The sequence below is a fragment of the Dyadobacter bucti genome (assembly GCF_005869225.1).
GTDB classification, from domain to species: domain Bacteria; phylum Bacteroidota; class Bacteroidia; order Cytophagales; family Spirosomataceae; genus Dyadobacter; species Dyadobacter bucti.
Genome location: NZ_SWFP01000001.1, coordinates 782,557 through 804,267 on the forward strand (window position 1 = coordinate 782,557; position 21,711 = coordinate 804,267).

Annotated in this window: 13 protein-coding genes; 6 read left to right on the forward strand and 7 right to left on the reverse strand. The window is 48.9% G+C overall.

The genetic code is table 11. The features are described from left to right. Nucleotides 1–143 precede the first annotated feature (143 nt). The 6 genes from FBF61_RS02925 to FBF61_RS02950 all read right to left on the reverse strand — a co-directional run bounded on the left by FBF61_RS02925 (nucleotide 144) and on the right by FBF61_RS02950 (nucleotide 10,212). Nucleotides 144–1,160: a FecR family protein gene (locus FBF61_RS02925; protein ID WP_138475661.1), complete on the reverse strand. Its 1,017-nt coding sequence runs from the start codon at nucleotides 1,158–1,160 to the stop codon at nucleotides 144–146. 99 nt (nucleotides 1,161–1,259) lie between these two features. Continuing rightward, nucleotides 1,260–1,844, reverse strand: coding sequence for an RNA polymerase sigma factor (locus FBF61_RS02930; RefSeq protein WP_229214894.1), 585 nt, complete (start codon nucleotides 1,842–1,844; stop codon nucleotides 1,260–1,262). Between the two features lie 166 nt (nucleotides 1,845–2,010). Next, complete coding sequence (locus FBF61_RS02935) at nucleotides 2,011–4,317, reverse strand: arylsulfatase (protein WP_138475662.1); 2,307 nt, start codon at nucleotides 4,315–4,317, stop codon at nucleotides 2,011–2,013. 37 nt (nucleotides 4,318–4,354) lie between these two features. After that, nucleotides 4,355–5,923, reverse strand: a complete 1,569-nt coding sequence (locus FBF61_RS02940; RefSeq protein ID WP_138475663.1) for a RagB/SusD family nutrient uptake outer membrane protein — start codon at nucleotides 5,921–5,923, stop codon at nucleotides 4,355–4,357. Between the two features lie 43 nt (nucleotides 5,924–5,966). Beyond that, nucleotides 5,967–9,020, reverse strand: a complete 3,054-nt coding sequence (locus FBF61_RS02945) for a SusC/RagA family TonB-linked outer membrane protein (RefSeq protein ID WP_229214895.1) — start codon at nucleotides 9,018–9,020, stop codon at nucleotides 5,967–5,969. A 124-nt stretch (nucleotides 9,021–9,144) separates the two neighbouring features. After that, a complete protein-coding gene (locus tag FBF61_RS02950) occupies nucleotides 9,145–10,212 on the reverse strand; it encodes a sterol desaturase family protein (RefSeq protein ID WP_138475665.1) in 1,068 nt (355 codons plus the stop codon). A 543-nt stretch (nucleotides 10,213–10,755) separates the two neighbouring features. On the opposite strand from FBF61_RS02950, the gene FBF61_RS02955 reads away from it, so the two are divergent. After that, complete coding sequence (locus tag FBF61_RS02955) at nucleotides 10,756–12,033, forward strand: hypothetical protein (protein ID WP_138475666.1); 1,278 nt, start codon at nucleotides 10,756–10,758, stop codon at nucleotides 12,031–12,033. Between the two features lie 35 nt (nucleotides 12,034–12,068). Here the strand turns inward: FBF61_RS02955 and FBF61_RS02960 are convergent, their stop codons facing one another. Continuing rightward, nucleotides 12,069–12,857, reverse strand: coding sequence for a mechanosensitive ion channel family protein (locus FBF61_RS02960; RefSeq protein WP_138475667.1), 789 nt, complete (start codon nucleotides 12,855–12,857; stop codon nucleotides 12,069–12,071). A gap of 174 nt (nucleotides 12,858–13,031) precedes the next feature. Here FBF61_RS02960 and FBF61_RS02965 point away from each other — a divergent pair, with 174 nt between their 5' ends. The 5 genes from FBF61_RS02965 (at nucleotide 13,032) to FBF61_RS02985 (ending at nucleotide 21,708) form a co-directional block, all read left to right on the forward strand. Then, nucleotides 13,032–13,586, forward strand: coding sequence for an RNA polymerase sigma-70 factor (locus tag FBF61_RS02965; protein ID WP_138475668.1), 555 nt, complete (start codon nucleotides 13,032–13,034; stop codon nucleotides 13,584–13,586). A gap of 77 nt (nucleotides 13,587–13,663) precedes the next feature. After that, nucleotides 13,664–14,689: a FecR family protein gene (locus FBF61_RS02970; protein ID WP_138475669.1), complete on the forward strand. Its 1,026-nt coding sequence runs from the start codon at nucleotides 13,664–13,666 to the stop codon at nucleotides 14,687–14,689. Between the two features lie 164 nt (nucleotides 14,690–14,853). Further along, entirely contained in the window at nucleotides 14,854–18,519 is a 3,666-nt protein-coding gene (locus FBF61_RS02975; RefSeq protein ID WP_138475670.1) for a SusC/RagA family TonB-linked outer membrane protein, read from the forward strand. 10 nt (nucleotides 18,520–18,529) lie between these two features. After that, nucleotides 18,530–20,206 carry a SusD/RagB family nutrient-binding outer membrane lipoprotein gene (locus tag FBF61_RS02980; RefSeq protein WP_166444405.1) on the forward strand — a complete coding sequence of 559 codons (1,677 nt, stop codon included), beginning with the start codon at nucleotides 18,530–18,532 and terminating at the stop codon, nucleotides 20,204–20,206. Between the two features lie 269 nt (nucleotides 20,207–20,475). Then, on the forward strand, nucleotides 20,476–21,708 hold the full coding sequence (locus FBF61_RS02985; protein WP_138475672.1) for a PQQ-dependent sugar dehydrogenase: 1,233 nt from the start codon (nucleotides 20,476–20,478) through the stop codon (nucleotides 21,706–21,708). Nucleotides 21,709–21,711 lie beyond the last annotated feature (3 nt).

Here is a 21,711-nt window from a genome sequence, read left to right on the forward strand (position 1 = left end):
GAAATGAGAAATCATTGCGGGGAATGAAGCAATACCGGGTCGGTTGTGGTGGTACACAGCCGGCCTTTTTTTGCTTCCGAGAATCAGGGTGGAGCAGTAAAATCGTTGTTCATAGAGGTTTGTTTGGTGAATAATCGTACAGTCTATTTACAGGCTGCGCCTTCGATCAGAATGGTGTTTTCTGACATCGTATAACTGGCATCCAGGGACGCACAGAGCAGTTCAAGAATCGATGGAAGCGACTGCTGTTCAAAATCAGCAGTGAGCTTGCAACTGTTCATATCGGGGTTGATCAGGTGAATATGCGTTTCGAATTTCTGTTCCAGCTGCCGCACTACCGAGCTCAGCGGTGTTTCCTCAAACAGGATGGTAACAGGCTCAAAAATCTCTTTCTTAACCTGTACAGGCATTTTGATAAAAGTCAGGCGCTTCGAACCTGTTTCGAAAAAAGCTTTCTGCTTTGGTTTCAGGATAATCCCTTTTGAATCGTTTCCTTTTCCGGCGGCACTTACCGAAACACTTCCCGACACGACCGCCACTTCCAGCACTTTCTGCTTTTCCCTGGCTTTTACATTAAACCGGGTTCCAAGTACTTTAATCTGCATCTCGCCGCTCCGGATCATGAAGGGCCGGTTTTTATCATGGCTGACATCAAAAAAACCTTCACCTGTAAATGTTACCTCCCTGCTACCGGGCGCAAATACTTTCGGATAGCTGATCTCCGCGCCTGCATGCATCCACACAGAGCTGCCGTCGGGAAGCTGGTGCATCACCATTTTCGCCATATCATTCTGAAAGTTTATAAAATCAGAAACGGGCTGCGATCCCGTCTGCACCGCAACCTGGCGGCTGGAATCTGCCGACGGTCTGAAAAAAAAATAAATCCCGAATCCTATGAGCAGCGAGGCCGCGGCACCGGCAAGCCAATGAAATGAGGTAATGCGGAACTGCCTGGTTTCTCTTTTTACAGAGATCTGATTTTCAATATATTCATAGGTTTCCTGCTGTAAAAGGAACTGCTCGCTTTCGGAAAGCGAACCGAGGTAATCGGGTCTTCCGCTCAGGGAAGCATACCAGTTTTCTACCAGTTCCTTTTCCTGAACGGTGCATTTTTCATTCAGATATTTTTCCAGAAGATAAGCCGTGATTTCAGGATGCATGTGCCAGTTTTTGTATCAATTACAAAAGCATGTCGTTTGGGAAAGGCCTTACCCTTATTCAAATTGAAAAAATTTTTCAGGGGAGATCAAGAGGGGGAATCAGGAGAATAACGAGCTGGCGAGAATCAAATAAGCCAGATGCTCCCGTAAATGCTGCCGCAAGATCCGCAAAGCCTTGGTAATGTGCTGCTCGACAGTTTTTTCAGAAATAACCATTTCAGCGGCAATTTCGCGATTGGAAAAACCCTGACGGCTTAGAATAAAAACGTCCTTGCACTTGGCGGGAAGCATTTGGAGCGCACGTTCGTATTTGTCCTGAAGGTCGGCGGTGAGGATGGTCTGGTCGGTCAGTTCGGTAACCACGGAAGCCTGGATCTCCCATTGTCCGTAATGGTGTTTTCGGGTAAACTCCTTCCGGTAAAAGTTGATCACCAGCTTTTTGGCCATCGAAAACATATATGGCCGGCACACCTGAATATGCTTTTTCTCCCTTTGCTGCCAAAGGCTTACAAAAAGCTCCTGAACAATTTCCTGGGCAGAAAACCGGTCCTCTACTTTGGAAAAAACGTAATTGAAAAGCGGCTTGAAATAGCGGTCATACAGTTCGGAGAATGCAAGTCGGTCATCTTCAGTGATCAGTTGAAGGAGGTCTTCATCAGAGGAGGTAAGATAAATTTGATTCATAATCCGAAGCGGACGTTGATCCGTTTTGCATTCAGATGATGAACTTACAACATTCAGGTTAAACTGCAATGCCCGGACCGCATTGGGAACGGCCCGGGGATAAAAATAGAGTGTGTGTAGTTTCCTTTGTATTACTTCCCGCGTTGTTTCTTTTATGTTAACCTATCTATTTCAACCCTACTTCCTGAGCGGGACTGTAGTCGATTGTGACTCTGTCGATTTTTCCGGTGAATGCAAAAGGCACCTTATAGGTATCTGTAACAGGGGTCAGGTCGTCGAAACCCACGTTCACGCCCTCGTGCAGATAAATGTAGCCAGTGGTTTTCTCCAATTTTGTTGCCCCTGATTTTGTACCGTTTACATACAAGCTGATCGAACCTGTACCGTCCGTTTCGTATTTTACATCGGCCCGCAGCTGTACTTTTCCCGCCGGCAGGGTAGCATTTTCGGACGTCACAGAATATCGCGTGCCATCTCCTACTGCATACACAAAATTCAGTTTCCGGTTCTGGACAAAGAAACTCAGGCCTCCTTCAAAACCTCCGCGCGACAACAATACGCCTTCGGTTTCCACGCCGGAAAGCTCGGCATCGGCAATGAGGCTGAATGATTTTTTGATCGCAAATGGCCCGGCGACATCCACAATCGTCGATTGTCCCGGGTAGAGCACTACCTTGTCCAGATCTTTGTAGGCCGTTTGCAAAGTATATCCCTGGGTGCCGTCTTTCAGCGGGAACACATTGTATTTGGTGGCTTCGCTGTCAAAAAGTGCGCGCAGTTCCTTCAATTTGGCAGGCTGCTCCGAAGCCAGGTCGGTGGTTTCGTTGAAATCCGATTTCAGGTTATACAATTCCCATTTGTCCTCATTAAAATCCTGGCCTTTCACATGGAGCGACCCGGCTTTCCAGCCGTCTTTGTAAATGGCGCGGGAACCGTGGATTTCATAATACTGAACAGTATGGCGGTCTTTGGCGGCAGCATCATTCAGGCTGTAAGCCAGGCTGGTGCCTTCCACGGCGTCCTGCTTGTAGCCGTTGATGTTCTCCGGTATCCTGGCGTTGACAAGTTCCAGTGTAGTGGGCAGAATATCGATCACGTGCCCGTACTGGTTACGTATGCCTCCTTTTTCCTTAATGCCCTTCGGGTAAAAAACAATGAGGGGGTTATGCGTCCCGCCTTCAGCATTGGCATCCTGTTTCCAGTGACGGAAAGGAACATTCGTCGCGGCCGCCCATCCCAGCGGATAATTCACTTTCGAGAATTCCGAACCAATGAGATCGATGTTTTCGAGGTTCTTTTTCAAACGCACCTCTTCTGAAATACCCGTCCCGTAGTTATTCACGGTTCCCACAAAAGTACCTTCCTTGCTCGCGCCGTTATCCCCTACTGAAACAAAAACAAGGGTGTTTTCCAACTGACCTGCGTTTTTGAGGTGACGGATAAAACGGCCGATCTCATAGTCGGTATATTCCAGGAAGCCCGCATAGGTTTCCATAAAACGGGCGTATAGTTTTTGCTCGTCTGCAGAAAGCGTATTCCATTCCTTTACTCCCGGATTGCGGGGCGGCAGCTTTGCATTCTGGGGCACTACACCCAGTTTGATCTGGTTAGCGAGCACTTTTTCGCGGTATTCGTCCCACCCGCCGTCAAATTTTCCTTTGTATTTATCAGACCAGCTTTTGGCTACCTGATGAGGGGCATGCCCTGCGCCGGTGGCAAGGTATAGGAAAAACGGTTTGTCAGGGTTCCCGGCTTTCTGGCCCGACACGTAGCTGATCGCCCTGTCGGCTATCAGCTCATTGAAGTGTTTTCCGCTTTGCTCGTCCTTTTGCCGGTGAGTGCCTTCCCATAGCTCAGGATGCCATTGGTCGATACTGCCGCGTGACGGAAATCCGTAAAATTGCTCAAATCCGCGGCCTGTCGGCCAGCGGTTAAACGGCCCGGCCGGTGTAAGGTCGGCCAGAGGCGTAATATGCCATTTGCCCAATGCGAAAGTATTATAGCCGTTTTCTTTCAGTATCTCGGCGATGGTCGCTTTTTCAAACGGGATCTGTGCGTCGTAACCCGGAGTACCGATGGCGGTTTCGGGGAAAAGGCCCATGTGAGCGGAATGGGAGTTACGGCCTGTCAGCAAGGCTGCACGTGTAGGGGCGCAGATGGCTGTGGTGTGAAAATTGGTGTAACGCAGACCATTATTCGCGAGGCTGTCCAGCGTGGGTGTATTGATCAGCCCTCCAAAAGTACTGATCGCACCATAACCGATGTCATCCAGCAATATCCAAACCACATTGGGCGCGCCTGCCGGGGCTTTTTTCTTCTCCGGCCAGGACTCCTGCGTATCCTTTACAGTTTTACCGGCCTTACCTTTATAGAGTTGTACAGGCGTATATTGTGCGTTTAGAAACTGACTCGTACCCAGAAATGTCAGGGCGGCCAGACTCAGATTCCGTATCGGGAAAAATATATTTCTCATCTTTTCAATGTTTTTTTGAAGCTGGTAAAACAAATGGTTATTCCCAGCCAGGATTTTGTACCAGCAGCTTGTTATTATCAATTTCCGATTGCGGCAACGGATACAGACGATGCTTTTCAGCCGCATTGGTTTTGCCGACTTTGTGCAGATTGGCCACGAAGCTCGACTTACCGGTAGCATCCTTTTGCCGGATCAGGTCGAACCAGCGCTGGTATTCGAAGGCCACTTCGAGGCGGCGGTCCAGGTACACCGAGTCCCTGAACTGGTCTTTGGTAAGCCCTGTGGTAAGATTAGGAAGCCCTGCCCTGTTCCTGACCCTGTTCAGTGATTTATATGCTTTGGCAGTAGGGCCGTTTGCTTCGTTTTCTGCCTCGGCGTGTATCAGCAGGAGTTCAGCATAACGTATGATCGGCACATTGGCAGCCGACTGGTTGGTCACCGCGGTGGACGCCGGGTCCCAACATTTGTTCCAGAAAGGCGTTGAATCACCCGGAACAGCCGTATTCGCAATCGGCAAACCATATTTGCGGCCATTGGTGGGGCTTGTAAAACTTCTCACAAAAGTCGCCTCGCGGCGCTTGTCCTCCGGCTTGTAGAGTTTATAAATACTGAAAGATTTATCCTGACCATTGGTATAAAACCTTACCATATGGGCATAATTACCGTTCAATCCCGGAATCCCGGAAAGTATGCAGCGCGGACTCTCATTGTTGCCCTGATTGAGCGAATTGGACTTGAACTGAGCAGAAAATATATGCTCTTTGTTGTTTTTAAATGCAGGCAAAAACACCTCGGAATAGTTCGTAACCAGGTCATAGCCATAGGTTCCGGTGCCTCCGTCAACCGAAGAAAGTACTTCTTCCGCTTTTGTAACAGCATCCTGATAATGTGCGGCAATGTTCAGGGGCAGGGATGCTTTGGTCAGGTAAACCTTCGCCAGCAGCGCCTTGGCAGCACCGGAAGTTGCCCTTCCTACATTGGGAGAGGCGTAGCTCGCCGGTAAAACAGCAGCTGCTTCCGTCAGGTCCTTTTCGATCTGCGCATATACTTCCGTGGAAGGAGATTTGGCGATCTCGTATCCTGCGGGATCAACGAATTTCTGGTATTGGGTAATGAGCGGTACATCGCCATACAATCGCACCAGATTAAAGTAATAGAGCGCACGCAGAAATTTGGCTTCTGCCAGCAAACGTTGTTTAAGTGCATCTTCAAACTCGATGCCAGGTACTTTTTCCAATACCACATTTGCTTTTTTAACCGCCGCATAATGCTGCTGCCAGAGTTCGTAAATACGAAGATTGGTTGAAGAATGCGCCAGAACGGACAATGAACGGACGTCAGGATTGGTCGCTCCCGGACCCGGATCCTCGTCGTCACCCGCCATATTCATACCCGTATTGAACAAAGTGTTATAGGGTGTCTGGATAGTGCTTCCCCCCGAATTCAGGAAGAAATATACCGCGTTCACCGCATTGATCGCATCAGTCTGCGTTTTATAATACTGATCTTCGGAAAGAAATGCTTCCGGCTCCTCTTTCAGGAACTGCTCGCAGGAACCCAGCCCCAAAGCCAGGGAAGCCACAAGGATATATTTTAAACTTTTCATCTGAAACTATTGATTTAAATACTGGAACAGGCCAACTGTTTTGTTAAAATGACAATGAGATACCTGCCTGGAAAGATTTGTTGTTGGGGTACACACCGGAGTCCACACCTTTGTTGATCAGCGACTGTCCGTTCAAACTTACTTCGGGATCATAGCCAGTGTATTTGGTCCAGGTGAATGCATTCTGCGCGGAAACATAAACCCTTAATGAACTGATATTGATCCTGGACAGCACCGATTTGGGGATTGTGTAGCCGAAAGAGATGTTTTTCAGACGGTAGTAGGTCGCATCTTCGATGAAGCGGTCCGAAATCGTGATCGCCGGATCCTGATAGGCCGCCTTCACATCGGTATTCGTATTTGTGGGTGTCCAGCGGTTCAGCAGAACGTCGGACCCGTTTACATAACCTGTCCCGAGTTCAAGGTTGGCGCGGTTTTCATTATAGAGTTTTCCGCCGATCGATGCCTGAAAAAACACGGTCAGATCGAAACCTTTGTAGTTGAATGTGTTGGTAAGACCAGTCGTAAAACCCGGCTGATTCGACACAACTACCCGGTCACCGGCCTGCGTGATCACGCCGTCTCCGTTGATATCCTTGTACTTCTGCCCGCCCGGATTTTTGTTTTGCTGGGGGGTCAGCGCTGCATCGCCCTGCTGGATAATGCCGTCTGTTTTATATACAATAAAAGAACCCAGCGGATAACCTACCTTGGCAATGGACGGTGCGGAAATAACCGGAATGATCTGCTCCACCCCTTGTCCGAGGCTGAGAATCTTGTTGGTGTTTTTCGCCCAGATCAGAATGGTGTTCCATTTGAATGCGCCGGTAGTATTCTGCGAATTTACATACAGCTCGATACCCTGGTTACTAACCTCTCCAATGTTCTGATATACCACGGAAGCCTGGCCGCCGTAAAAGTTGGAAAGCCCGGAAGTACCTGCTACTGTTCTGGTCAGCAAAAGATCTGTTGTTCTTTTGTAATAATAATCGGCGATGATGCTGATCCTGTTTTTAAACAGGCCCAGGTCTATCCCGCCATCAACCTGGAAGGTTTTTTCCCATCCCAAATTCGGGTTGGGAACTGTATTGGGCGCATATCCCGAAACAGTAGTATTCGAAAAATTGTACCGGAAATAGGCAAGCTGCGACAAAGACTGGTAAGGCGGTATGCTCTGGTTTCCGGTCGTTCCCGCGCTCAGCCGGAGTTTCAGCAGGCTTATTTTTTTGAATTGCTGGAAAAACTTTTCGTTGTTGAGGTTCCAGCCAATTGCCGCTGACGGGAAGTATCCCCATTTTTTGCCTTCTCCGAAACGCGAGGAGCCGTCGGCCCGGAGCGTGAATGTGAACAGGTAACGGTCGTCAAAAATATAGTTGACCCTGCCCAGATACGATGCCAGTGCCCATTCGCTCGCCACCGAACGCGGTGCTACGTTCGTAATACCGGTCGCAAGGTTATTGTATTCAAATGCATCTGTCGCAAATCCCGCGGCTTCGGCCACCGCACCTTTGGACTGGGATGTCTGGGCCGTGAAACCTACTACGGCATTCACACGGTTTTTATCGTCAATATCCTTGTCAAAACTTAAAGTGTTTTCGTTCAGCCAGTTGGTAGTGAAAATCGAACCCACGATGGCGTTGCCGCTCAGCGCCTGGCCTTCTGCGGTTGTGCTGGGCAAATATCTGTTTTGTTTGTTCCCTACGACGTCGGCACCCACCAGCACTTTGGCTTTAAGGCCTTCCAGGATGGTATATTCGCCCGAAATATTTCCGAGAAATCGATTGGTAATGGTCTCATTCAGCTGGTTGTAAAGCGAATTGATCGGATTCTGCAAAGCTGATTCAAAAGGGCTGTTCACGACAAAGTTCCCGTTGTCCTGGTAGATCGGCAAAGCAGGCGGTGTCTGCAGTAAATTCCCGACGATCGCGGCGGGGGCTACATTGGCCTTGGTATTGCTGGCATTGAGGCTGGTAAAAATCCGGAAGCGGTCATTATACTGGTGGTCGAGGTTGACCCTGGCCGAAAACCTTCTGAAATCGGTATTTTGCAGGATTCCGTTCTGTTTGAAGTAGTTACCCGAAATCGCAAGCCTGGTTTTATCCGACCCTGACAAAATGGATAAGTTATGGCTTTGCTGGGAAGCAGTCCGGAAAGCAGCATCCTGCCAGTCGGTGCCGGTGCCGGTGGTATCCAATGAATAACCTGCAATGTTGGGAATGGCGACGGTTTTACCGGAGTTGGCAGCTGCATCTTTTCTCAGTGCCCACCATTGTCCGGCATTCAGCAGCGGAATGGTGCGTATTACTTTCTGGGTTCCGTAAAACGCATCGTAGTTGATGGAAGATTTGTTTTTTGAACCGGTTTTGGTGGTGATGATCACAACACCGTTCGCGCCTCTTGACCCATAAATAGCTGTTGCCGAGGCATCTTTAAGCACATCAATATTTTCTATGTCAACTGTGCTGATGGACGACAGCGGATTGATTTTTGATCCGTTGGTAACACCCGCATCGTTCAGGTCGTAATCGTTATTGATCGGAAAACCGTCGATTACATACAGCGGGTCGCTTCCCGCCGTTATGGAATTGTTCCCCCTGATCTGCACGCTTACGCCGCCGCCCGGCTGCCCGGAAGTCTGCGTTACCACGGCCCCGGCCACGGAACCCTGAAGCAAACGTTCCACAGACGCTACGGGCTGACTTTTGATTTCCAGCGGAACCGATGCCACCGAACCGGTTATGTCTTTTCGTTTTTGTTCACCATAACCTATTACCACCACTTCATCGAGCAAATTGGAGGTTTTCAGTACCACTTCAACCGCTTCTGTAGTAAGTTCATAGATTTCGATCTCCTGCTGCTGGAAACCTGTGACGTTGATCTGTATTGTAAAAGGAAACTGTTTTGCAGCGGGAATACTGAAGTTCCCATCGATGTCGGTCAGCGCATATTTGGAAGTGCCTTTTTCCACAACTGTGGCTCCCGGCAGACCCTGCCCCGATTCGTCCTTCACGATACCGGTAATCACATCCTGTGCCATCACCAGGGAAGAAGTAAAGATAAGTGTACCCAATAACACAATCAGGTATAGGTTTTTCATTCTCATTTGAATTAAATAATGGTTAGATAAAACACAGGGGCGCACCGGATACCATTTCCTGTGAAACGGTATCCTGTATACGATCCAAAATCCTGTTGAAAAAAACCGGAGGCCCGGCCGCAGGCTATCCAGCCGTGGATGTTTGCAGCGATTCTTCGGCTCTTACCTGCACAGGTACTTCGTCCCCGACCATCGGCCCGTCAGCAGAAAGCTCACTGCCCTCTTTTTTTGATTTAATGATCGGCCATAAAAACTGCGCGTACCATTCTTCTTCCTTATAGTGCTTGATACCGTAGGAAGACGGATATTTTCTGGTGATGATGCCGGTCCCGAAAATAATGTCCCATATAAAGAACATATTACCGAAATTACCTTTGTAGTTGCCTATGCCGTCGTCAGCGGTATCGGCATGGTGCGCATGATGGGTTGCAGGCGTGGAAATCAATCTTTCCAGTACCCAGCCGATCGGGTTCAGCCATTTGATCTGATAAAACGGCTTGTCCCAGGGAATGCTGGAATGTGCGCCGGTGGTAATCAGCGACTTGATCACTTTCACAAAAAGCGCTGCATAGCCCAGGCCCAGATAGGTAAGCGCCGCGGTGAGATAGGTTTGTGAGAAGAAAATACTGTAAATGATATTCTGGCGGCTGGCCATGGCCATACCCATATAAGGTGCGCTATGGTGCGTCCGATGGAAACGCCAGAGCCAGGGCAGCTGATGATGGATGCGGTGGTACCAGTACTGCGTCAGATCGTCTGCTACGGCAATAATCGCAAAGGCCCACCAGAAAGGCACCCACGAAAACATGTCCTTCCCGCCTGGCAGCAGCTCCGGCAGTAACAGAAGACTGTAATAGGTAACCAGCGGACGGATGATGATCTTGGGAATTACAAAACAGGTGATGTCGAGCAGGCGCTCATTTTTTGTCCACTTGTTTTCGTAAAGCCCTGCCACAGCCTCAACCGCCCCGATCACCAGTACAATCACCGGCAAACCCCAGGAGCTCAGGTTTTTAAAAATCCCTTCCAGGAACCGGGGTACCTTAAACGGCAGCCCGCTGCTGCCTTCCCATGGCTTATAACCGGTGAGGTAAAAAGCCGTGAACATCAGGGCAATAGGTGTCAGATACAGAAAGACACTGATCGCCGCGTCGCGCTTGATCCTTTGCGCAAGATCCTGCTCTAGTTTCATAAAAGTTAAGAGATAATTGGATGATTGGTTACCTGAGAATATTGAATGCAATCCATATCCCGCCGGCTATCAGCGCGAGCGGAACGAGCGTCAGCAAAATACCGACTGCAATTTTTTTAACGAGGAGCAAAACATCGGCAGACGTCATGACAGTACATGTTTGTTATAAAAAGAAATTTGAATTACAAAAGGTACCCGGCAATTGCCAGGTCAGTAAAAAGAAAGCCTTCTTTGCTGCTTGCTGTGGCCGACAAACATGCGCCCGCCACGACGGGAACATTCGTTACAAAAAGTTCGCTTTCCTAAGGCCGGGTGGTTCAGCCTATAAGTCTATAAAATAGATAGACAAAGTAAAGTTTTTAAAATAACAGAAGCAAATAAAATCTGAATTATTCGCAATATCCTGCCCCATTTGGCCACAAGTCTGCTTTAAATGTAGGTTGATCCCGGAAATTTATTATTTTTGGCAGACAGTGGGAATGAAGACGATCGTTTCAAAACCGTTCATTCCTGTTTAAACTCAACTGACCTTTTAGTTACTTAATGGCTGATTCCCTTTCGTTTCGCTCGACGGATAAACCCGTATTAGAGAATAAAAGAGAAAGAAATCCAGGATTTGCAGGAAGAAAATTTGCCGGTTTTGACCAGAAAAGCTTTGACGGTTATCATGGCACCCGCCTGCAGGTATTGGTTATCGCCCTCTTAGCGTCGGCAGTTGTAGCGCTGTTCACCTATCCCAAGTACCTGGAACTGCTTCTCGACCCGAAACTGGCTGAACGATATTCTTACTTTTTTCATAAAATAGACTTCCCGCTCAGCCCGGTGCATACGCTCCTGGAACAACACGCCTCCAAGATCGACTTCCGGCTTACCATACCGTTACTGGCAAGACTGCTCAATGTTTCAGGAAACGATCACAGTATTATTTTAATCTATCTGATCCAGTCGGCTCTGCTCATTCCGTTTTTTTATGTGCTGATCCAGTTCCTGAGAAGATACATGACCAATACCTCGGTACTGTTCTTTGTCATCGGAAGTGCTTCGGTGTACCTTTGCAAAGCCTTTATCTGGGATTACGACTTTTGGTTCGACGGCTACGCTTACTTTTTTCTGCTGCTCGGCATGTACTTTCAAAGCCGGTCAGCCATATTCCTGACACTCCAGCTTGCCTGCTGGACAGACGAACGGGCAGTAGTCGCCTTGTCTTCGATCTATCTGTTTCATCTGCTGGCCGAGAACAAATTTGATGTACGCTCACTGGGCCAGATCTTCGGGGGGCTTTCATTCAGGAACAAATCCTCTGTCGTGCTGCTGGCTGGCATTGTTTACCTGATCGGCCGGCAAGTCCTTTCTCAGAAGTTCGGCCTGCAGACACCCACAGGCGAAGGCTCGGGTGTGCAGCTCAGCCTGATCCCCTACCAGCTGAAACACCGGCTTTCCGGTATTTTCCTCACATTTGAGGGATTGTGGCTGATCTTTATTTTATGCCTGAGTATGCTGGTCAAAAGGCGGAACCTGTTTCTGGCCAGCATCCTTTGTGTGATCCTGACAGTCCATCTTATTATCGCATACAGCGTTTATGACATTTCAAGAAGCATCACTTACACATTTCCTCTGATCATTATTTCGGCAATTCTGGTGGCGGAATACAGGTTCCCCTACCAGCAATATCTGCACCAGCTCGCAGCACTTTTATGCGTGCTGATCCCCACCCAGTTCCTCATTTTCTTCCTCAGGCAGATCCCCTGGACCATTGCCAGCTTTTCCGAGCTGAAACCGATCGCAAAGGCTGTCTGCGCTACTCTCAATATACATTTATAGACTGGCAAGTCCAATTCACGATCAATAAATGAAACTCATCCCAGGCCTGGCAATTTCAGTCCCGATCCTTTCAGGGCCTCCATGATTTTCTGCTGGATCTTCATTTTTGTATCTACAAAGCCGTGCGCATCAACCCAGACATTGATCATGACCTTGTAACCATCCGGTTCCAATGATGAAATCCCGATCCTGTTTTCATACGCACGCGCCGCGTCTGCTGCATTTTCGATGATCGGGGCCATCGTATTTCTTACCGTTTCGAAATCGATGCTGTTGTTGAATTTTAGCTCAATATCGAGTCTTCTGGTCCCCAAACCGCTGGTATTGATGATCACTTCATTGGAAAGCTTGCTATTGGGAATGATCACCATTCTGTTGTCAAAAGTGGTGACGATGGTATGAAAAATCTTGATCGCAGTCACAGTGCCTTCCTGTCCCTGGGCGAGTATATTGTCACCTGCCTGAAAGGGTTTGAGCAACAGGATCAGGATCCCGCTGGTGAAATTCTGCAAAGTACCGGAGAGCGCCAGACCTGCTGCCACGCCGATCGCACCGATCAGGGCGGCGAAGATAGTCATCTGGATACCAATGATCTGCATGGCCGAAACGATCAGCAGAATCCTCAGCACAACTACGGTAAGGCTTAGTAGAAATGGTGTTAACGAAGGGTCTACCTCTTTTTTGAACAAATGCCCGTTCATCCATTTGGCAAGTATTTTGATCAGCCAGAACCCGATTAATAAAACGCCCACTCCCAGCAGTAATGAAGGACCCTTGTCAAGAATCCAGGAATAAGCCTTGTCATAAAATTCGTCAATCCTCATTGTAAGCTACATTTGATGTCGGTAGCTCGCGGTAAAAATTCGTACCAGGATGATTGTAATGGGTTCCTCTGTCTTTCTTAAATTGATACATTAACAAATTGTAAAAAACCTTTAATTGGAGAATTTATTGTTTAATTTGCATCGGGAGCATACTGAGGCTCCTGTTTGCGGCCTGTGAAAAACTCTTCAGATAATCAGCTGTTCACGAAGATCGTATCAGAAAGTAGCATGCCTGCCTTCGTGGAGCTTTTTGATAGGTACTGGCAAAAATTATTCACCACAGCTTATGCTCGTCTCGAAAGTGAGGACGATGCCAAAGATTGCGTCCAGGAAGTTTTCATTACGATCTGGACAAAAAAAGACCATCTGAGTATCCCGCTTTCCGTACCTGCCTACCTTTTTACAGCCGTCAGAAACCGGGTTTTCAACGTCATCCATGCGCGGCTCACACAGCAGCAGCATTTACTCTCCTATATCAGCGAAGTTGATACCTTCCAGGGCAGCAGCCAGGACGGCGGGGTCGACGAGCTTTTAATGGTCATCGAAACTGAAATTGCCCTGATGCCCGAACAAATGAGAAAAATATACCTGCTGAGCCGGGAAGAAAACATGTCGGGCCAGCAAATTGCGGATCATTTGTCCATTTCCCACCAAACCGTGCGCAACCAGATCAGCACCGCGCTCAAACGGATCAAAGATCGTGTGGTACGGTATCAGACCGGCGGTTAAATTTTTTCATACAATTTTACAATTCGTCTGGTACAAACGCTTTTCCCGATTGTCATAGAAATAAACGGGACAAAAAAGTGGGAACAGAACGACTGGCATTACTTCTTGAAAAATTCAGGGACGGAATATGCACCAGCGAGGAGCTGGAAGAACTCGACGCCTGGTTCGACCGGTTTGCCGACAGGGAAGACGAACTTAAAAACCTGCTGGCCAATGATCCGGAAGAAAGAAGGCGGCTCAAAACAGACATAACATCAGGCATAAAAGAACATATCGTCCACTTCGGCGAAAACGGAAATGCCGGTGACCGAAGAATCCGGAAACGCATTTGGTGGCAGGCTGCGGCAGTTTTTCTGTTGCTGCTCCTGGCTGGCGGGATCTGGTGGAAACGGTCCGATACAGTCATACCGGCTTATGCAACCACCAAAACTGCGCAAAAACAATTATCCAGAGTCGTCCTCCCGGACAGCTCCGTTGTCTGGCTCAAAGAGGACAGCGAACTGAAGTACCAAAAGAAATCCGATGGGCAGACGCGGGACGTTTTTCTGAGCGGAGAAGCGTTTTTTTCCGTCACCAGAAACGAGGAAAAACCTTTCATCGTGCACACGTCGGATCTGACGATCAAGGTACTGGGCACCTCGTTCAATGTACGGTCCTACCGGAACGATCAGACTGTTGAAACTACGCTCGTACATGGAAAGGTAGCGATCAAAAAAAACAAAGACCGGAAAGACGAACCGGAATATGTGGTGCTATCTCCAAACCAGCGGGCTACCTACTCGAAGAAATTCAAAACAATGGACATCAACAGACTAGTCGATGCCCGGGAAATTGCCGTATTAAACATGCCTGAAAGAGAAAGCGTCAGCATGGTATTCGATGAGCTGCCTTTCACGGAAGTACTTTCCCGTCTGGAAAACAGATTCAGCATCAACATCCATATTGAAAACCGTAAAAAGCTGACCTGCACTTTTACGGCAGATTTCGAAAAGGAAAGCCTGCCCGAAATCCTCGACCTGATCGCCGCGTCCCACAGGATTACTTACACGGTAAAAGGGGACGATGTGTTCATCAGAGGTGATGTTTGTGCGAAATCCCTTTGAATTTAATAACTATCCATGAACCCTAAAAAAAGAATCAGTCTATGAAGAAAACAGACTTTTAAATAAAAAAACGCCGGAAGTGCTACCAACACCTCTGGCGTTAAGCATATGCCGGGAGAGGCAGCTGCTTTCGTTTTTCGTTCTATCAAAAAACTTTTAAATGTATGAAAAAAACTCGACTACCAGCCGGGAAGGGATTGTTCCGCCCTTTAATATATAATGTTTCAGGTTTCAAAAAATCACCGCACCGGATCATGATGACAGCCTTCATCCTGGCCTTTTCTTGTCTTTTCCAGCAGGTTCAGGCCAGCGGGCCAGGCAACCGACAACAGCAGATCTCGATCAGTAAAAGCGCGATCCCTATTAAGGATGTGCTGAAGGAAGTGGAGCATCAGAGCCCGTTCCGTTTCCTTTACAACCACACGCATGTGGACGTATCCGAAAAAGTGAATGTGAATGTCAGGAGCGTTTCCGTTCCGAAGGCCCTCGACGAGATTTTTCGCAATACCGACATCGGGTATAAAATAAGCGGCCGTCAGGTGATACTGTACAAGCGGGCTAACCTGCGCCTCGATTCGGTTTCACTCAAAACACATGATGAAATGCTGCGGTCGGGAGCTCCTGTTTTTCTGGTTTCGGGAAAGGTTACTACATCTTCCGGCGAGGCTATACCTGGAGTAAATGTACTGCTTAAAGGCAGGCAGTCGGGTACCACGACCGATCTTTCGGGCAGCTATTCAATAGAGGTTCCCGGAGAGAGTGCAGTACTGATCTTTTCCTACATCGGCTTTGTGACACAGGAAGTTGAGATCAAAAAACAGACGAATATCAGCGTGACACTGATCGAGAGCGTGGAGACATTGCGGGAAGCGGTGGTTACTGCACTCGGAGTGAAAAGGGAAAAACGGTCACTCGGGTATTCTGTCGGAAATGTGGAGGGCACATCCATCAACCAGACTCCTCAGAACAATGTCCTGAATTCGCTTTCAGGCAAAGTAGCCGGGGTACAGATCTCTCAAATGGGCGGAGGGGTAGGTTCTTCGGTGAGTATGATCATTCGCGGCGCCAATTCGCTGAACAGTGACAATCAGCCACTTTTCGTGATAGACGGGGTGCCGGTTGCCAACAAGCTGTCAAATTCATTTGCCGGTGCCGACATGGGAAATCCGATCTCCGACATTAATCCCAATGACATCGCCAACGTATCCATCCTGAAAGGCCCCAGCGCGGCAGCGCTCTATGGGTCGAGGGCCGGCAACGGCGTCGTGCTGATCACCACCAAGTCGGGCACGGGCGGCAAGAAAGGGCTTGGCGTTTCGCTGAATACGTCCGTAGTACTGGATATGCCGCTGAAATACGTACAGGTCCAGAACAAGTTCGGGTCTGGTAAAGCGACGCACCTTTTGGGAGAAGAAGAAAACGAAACCTGGGGTGCCGAGCTGGATGCCGGCGAACTTTGGGCTCAGTGGAATTCCAATGGGGTGAAAGTGCCTCTGGTATCCTATCCCAACCGTTTCAAGGATTTTTTCCAGACCGGCCTTACCAATACCAACAACGTTTCGGTGAACGGAAACTATGAAAAAGGGAACTTCCGCCTTTCGGTAGGGAATATGAAAAACCGGGGAATCGTCCCTAACACCGACCTTTCGAGGATTACGCTGGCACTTAACACGACCTACAATATCACCGATAAACTACGGGCTTCGGTAAACCTGAACGTGACAGAGTCGGGCTCGGACAACCGCCCGATGATCGACGCAAGCCGCAACGATCCCGTCAGGAGTATTTATGAAACAGGATCCCAGGTGAACATCAATGACCTGCGGGAGTACTGGATGCCCGGTCTAAAGGGTATCGAGCAAAGAAGGTACAAATCCAAGCAGAACAACCCGTTTTTCCTGGTTTACGAAAACCCGACAAGCTTTAGACGCGACCGGACCGTGAGCAAGATTCAGCTCGATTATGATATTACCAAAACAATATCCATCACCGGCAGATATGCCCGGGATTCGTACGAAGAAATCCTGGAAGCGAAAAAAGCTTACAGCAATTACGAGGCGGTGAAAGGCGGATATGAAGTTTCGAACAATTACCGCAAGGAATCCAACCTCGACCTGATCGTTGCCTACAAAAAGAACTTCAATGAGAACTGGAGCCTGAACGCCATGGCGGGGGCCAGCAGGCTGGAACAGTATACCCGGTCGCTTTACAATTCTGCCAGTGCGCTGGTTATTCCGGGATTGTACACAATCTCCAATGGTGCGCCGGGAACCTTCGATCCACGCAGCAGCCTGATACGGAAATTGCTTTATGGCGTTTATGCCTCGGCGTCAGTGGGATACAAGGATATGGTTTACCTTGACCTTACCGCCCGGAACGACTGGACGAGCACACTCAAAAAGGGCAACAACTCATACTTTTATCCGTCCGCATCGCTTAGTGTCATCGTTTCGGAAATGGTCAAAATGCCCGACTGGATCAATATGGCGAAACTACGGGCCGGTTACGCTCAGGTCGGAAATGATGTAACGCCTTACAGCCTCGTACAGACCTACTCTACCGCTCTCGATTGGGGTGAAGCCAAAAGCATGTTTATGGACGGCACACTTAGAAACCCGGAACTGAAACCGGAAATCTCCACTTCCCATGAAATCGGGATAGATATGAAATTTCTCAATAACCGGCTCGGACTCGAAGCTACGTATTACGAAAGAGGTAATAAAAACCAGATCCTGTCTATCGGTACGCCTATCGAATCGGGCGCCAGCAGCAAGCAGATCAATGCCGGTCTGGTGCAGAGCAAAGGTTTTGAGCTGGGTATCCAGGCCACACCGGTACAGAATGAAAATTTCACCTGGGACATGAACTTTACGCTGAGCCGTAACAGGACTTACATCAAAAGACTGGCTGAGGGGATCAAATATTTTGCGTTTACTTCATACAGCGGTGCTGAAGTCCGCACCTATGAAGGCGGCCAGATCGGTGATATTTACATGGCGCCTATGCTGACGGTCAAAGACCAGTCGTCACAGTATTTTGGTTACCCGATCGTCACAAACGGCGGGTTTTACCAGACGGACAACGATGTCAATAACCTTGTAAAAATCGGGAATTTCAACCACGATTTCATGATCGGTTTCCAGCCGACGATCAGGTATAAGAACTTTACGCTTTTTGCTAATGTCGACTGGCGCCAGGGCGGACAGTTTTATTCCAATACCATGATGTTCCTGGGCAACAACGGACAACTCGAAGAAACCCTTTCCGGGGTACCCTACGATCCCAACAGGAGCATAGAAGAACAGATCCGTGAGAATCCTGAAAAATACCTGGGCAACTGGGTCGGTGGCCGTAATGCAGCATACGGAGGTTTTCCCTGGCCCGAAGGAAGCTCGGAAGCCGCGATCAGGAAACAGGATGCAAGCCTGAACCCCGGTGTTTTCGTAAGCAAGGATGCCGCCGGAAAAGATGTATACAAAGAGAACCTGGGCGGCCCGGGCAGCAAGTGGATCGACACGTTCAGCGCTTACCGTTACGCGAACCGGCCTTTCCCCGACCGCAACCTGTACAGTGCTACCTATGTAAAGCTGCGTGAGGTTTCTGTCACTTATCATTTGCCCAAAACCTTTGTAAACCGCTTCAAAATACAGAACGCGTCGCTTGCCGTGGTCGGGAACAACCTGTTTATGTGGACAAAAGCGGGCATCGAAGGGCTTGACCCGGAACGGGCTTTCAGACCAAACGGTACCAGCTGGTCGCAGGGTGTGGAATATTACAATGTACTGCCCTGGACAGGTTCGCTCGGGTTTAAATTGAATGTCGATTTTTAAAACAGGAGAAATGATGAAAGCTATAAATTCTATATATGTGACGGTGATTATGACGCTGGCTGTCTTCCTGAGTTCCTGCGAAGATTTGTCGGACATCAACAAAAATCCCAACAACCCCGAAGAAGTATCTGCAAACTACGTCCTTACCTACGTACTGACCAACACCGGCAAGGTAATTTTCAACCTCGGAAGAGACGGATCGCGGATCGGCGGGGCTATGCAGTACATGCAGCAGGGTACGAACACCGGCGCACCGGAAGTAAACCAGTACGACTGGTCGCGGGAATCCTGGGAAAGCTACTATGTCATTCTTCGCAACAATGCGCTGGTCTACGAAAGCGGCGTGCGGGACGACAACCGTTTTTTTCAGGCGATCGCTTTGGTGATGCGGTCGGCGATATACGGGCTCCTTACCGATCTGTATGGCGATATTCCCTACTCCGAATCACTGAAAGCCGGCACAGGCGCCTTTTTCCCGAAATACGATGACCAGGCGGAGGTGTACAAGGGAATCCTGACAGATCTCAAAGAGGCTGACAATTTGCTCGGCAGCCTGGCACCGAAAGATGCTGTGAACGCGTCGTCGGACGTGATGTACAAGGGTGACGCTTCGAAGTGGAAAAAATTAGCCAACTCACTCAGGCTCAGATACTGCATGAGGCTTTCAGAAAAAAAGCAGGACATGAATGCAGCCGGGATCAATATTGAGGCGGAATTCAAGGAGGCGAGCGCAGGGGCATTTGTCAGCAACGCTGACGATGCTTTTATCAACTGGATCGGAACCGCCCGTGACAACTCAGCTCCCGGTGGCCCGCTGAACAGCGCGAACCCCAACTTTGCCCTGAAACCCGGAAAACCATTTGTCGATAAACTTTATTCTCTCAATGATCCGAGACTGTATCGATTCGTTCAGCCTGTGCAGCGGAAATGGGATACCAAAGTGACCAAGGAAACCACGGTGACGGTAACCAATATATTCGGCGAATCTTACCCTGTGGTATATGTGCCGGCTTCCCCTGCCAGTGCAGACACCTCTTTGTATGTAGGTTTGCCGATCGGTCTGCCGATAACCGCGCTGGTTGTTTACAACAAAGGGAACGACGGTACCGTATACCACGCAGAACGAAGCCCGTACATTTCTTTTCTGCATGACAGGTACCGGAAAAATACGGACGCCTATGCACCTATGAACCTCATGACTTATGCAGAAGTTGAATTTATCCTGGCCGAGGCGGCGCTGAACGGAGGTTTCGGAATTGCCGACCCTGCAGAGCATTATAAAAAAGGGATACGCGCAGCCATGACCAAAGTGGGCGTTTTTGAAGCGGCTAGTTTCAATTTCGACAACTACTATGCCCAAACTACTGTGGATTATGCCAAAGCCACCAACAAACTGGAGCGTATTATGGAACAGAAATGGCTGTCGTCCTGGTTTGGGATCCAGTCGTGGTTTGACTGGCGGCGCACCGGTTACCCTGCGCTGAAAGCGGGCGTTGTTGCCCAGTACGGTGATGCGATCCCGGTGCGGTTTATGTACCCCTCACCCAACCTCGATCCAAGCTATGTTGTCAATTACAATGCGGCAGTGGAGAAACTGGGCACTACCCCATTCATCCCGTCCGGCCAGAGCAAAGATCATCCTTACGCCAAAATGTGGCTTTTAAACGGAGGTTCAAAACCCTGGTAAACACTTTTACCCGAATAAGAACAACACATTTAGCAATAACTTCATCCGGCGCAGATCATTTGTATCTGCCATGGATGAAGTTATTGTTTCTTGTAAATGAGGGTTTTAAAATACATCCCACGCCCTTGATATTTGAATTAATTAACGATTGATTTGAATAGTGTTCATTTGTTTTGATCTTAAAATCGATCTTTGCGGTTGTAATAAGATATGTGACGAAATTTGCACATATCCGGGTCTGATTTTAAAACCTGTTAACTTTAAAAACAATGACAAAAAGTATTCTGGTAATTCTCGCAGGGGCGGCTCTCGCCTTTGCATCCTGCCAAAAAAAAGCATCCGAATCTTCTGAATCGGCCCAGGCCGACAGTACTGCCGCACCCGTCGAAACTCAAAAAGCGAATGCTGACTACAAGCCTGCATTCCCCGGCCAGACCAGGATCGGCGGTGTGAAATCGGCTACTGCTTACGAAGGGAAAGTCCTGACGAGCGACCTCAAAAATCCATGGGGCGTAACCACACTGCCCGATGGCCGCCTGATCATTACCGAAAAGGCAGGTTCCATGCGTATCGCCACTACGGACGGAAAATTGAGCGAGCCGATCACTGGTATTCCGGCCGTTAATTCCGACGGTCAGGGCGGGTTGCTGGGTATCCGGGTCGATCCCGCTTTTGAACAAAACAGAATGGTATACTGGGTATTTTCCGAAGCCCGCCCGGACGGTAACCTGACGTCCGTTGCCAAAGGAAAACTTTCAGCAGACGAGAAAAAAATCGAAGGTGCAACGGTCATTTACCGCGCTACTCCGGCCTTCAAGAGCAATCTTCACTACGGCGGACGGATCCTTTTCGACAAAAATTCCGATCTGATCATCAGCACCGGCGAACGTTCCGACACGATCACCCGCCCGCAGGCACAGCACCTGAATTCCAGCCTGGGAAAAGTGATCCGCATTACCAAGGAGGGCAAGCCGGTGAAAGGCAACCCGTTTGAAGGTCAGGCTGACGCAAAACCTGAGCTGTATTCTTACGGGCACCGTAACGTACAGGGCCTGGCATTTCATCCGGTATCGGGCGATCTGTGGGAAGTAGAGTTCGGTCCGAGGGGCGGTGACGAGCTGAACCGCATTCAGCCCGGAAAAAACTATGGCTGGCCAACCATTACTTACGGTATCGAATACAGCGGCAAGAAAATCGGCGAAGCGATTCAGCAAAAAGACGGTATGGAGCAGCCTGTTTATTACTGGGATCCGGTGGTATCTCCAAGCGGCATTACGTTTTACAGCAGCGACAGCATACCTGAATGGAAAAACAACCTATTCATCGGCGGGCTGAGCAGCATGCACATTGTGAGGCTTGTCATCGAAGACAACAAGGTAGTTGGCGAAGAAAGACTGCTTGCCGGTGAAGGCCAGCGTTTCCGCGACATCACCGAAGGCAAAGACGGCGCACTTTACGCCGTCACTGACCAGGGAAGATTGTACCGCGTTTACAAGAAATAAGAC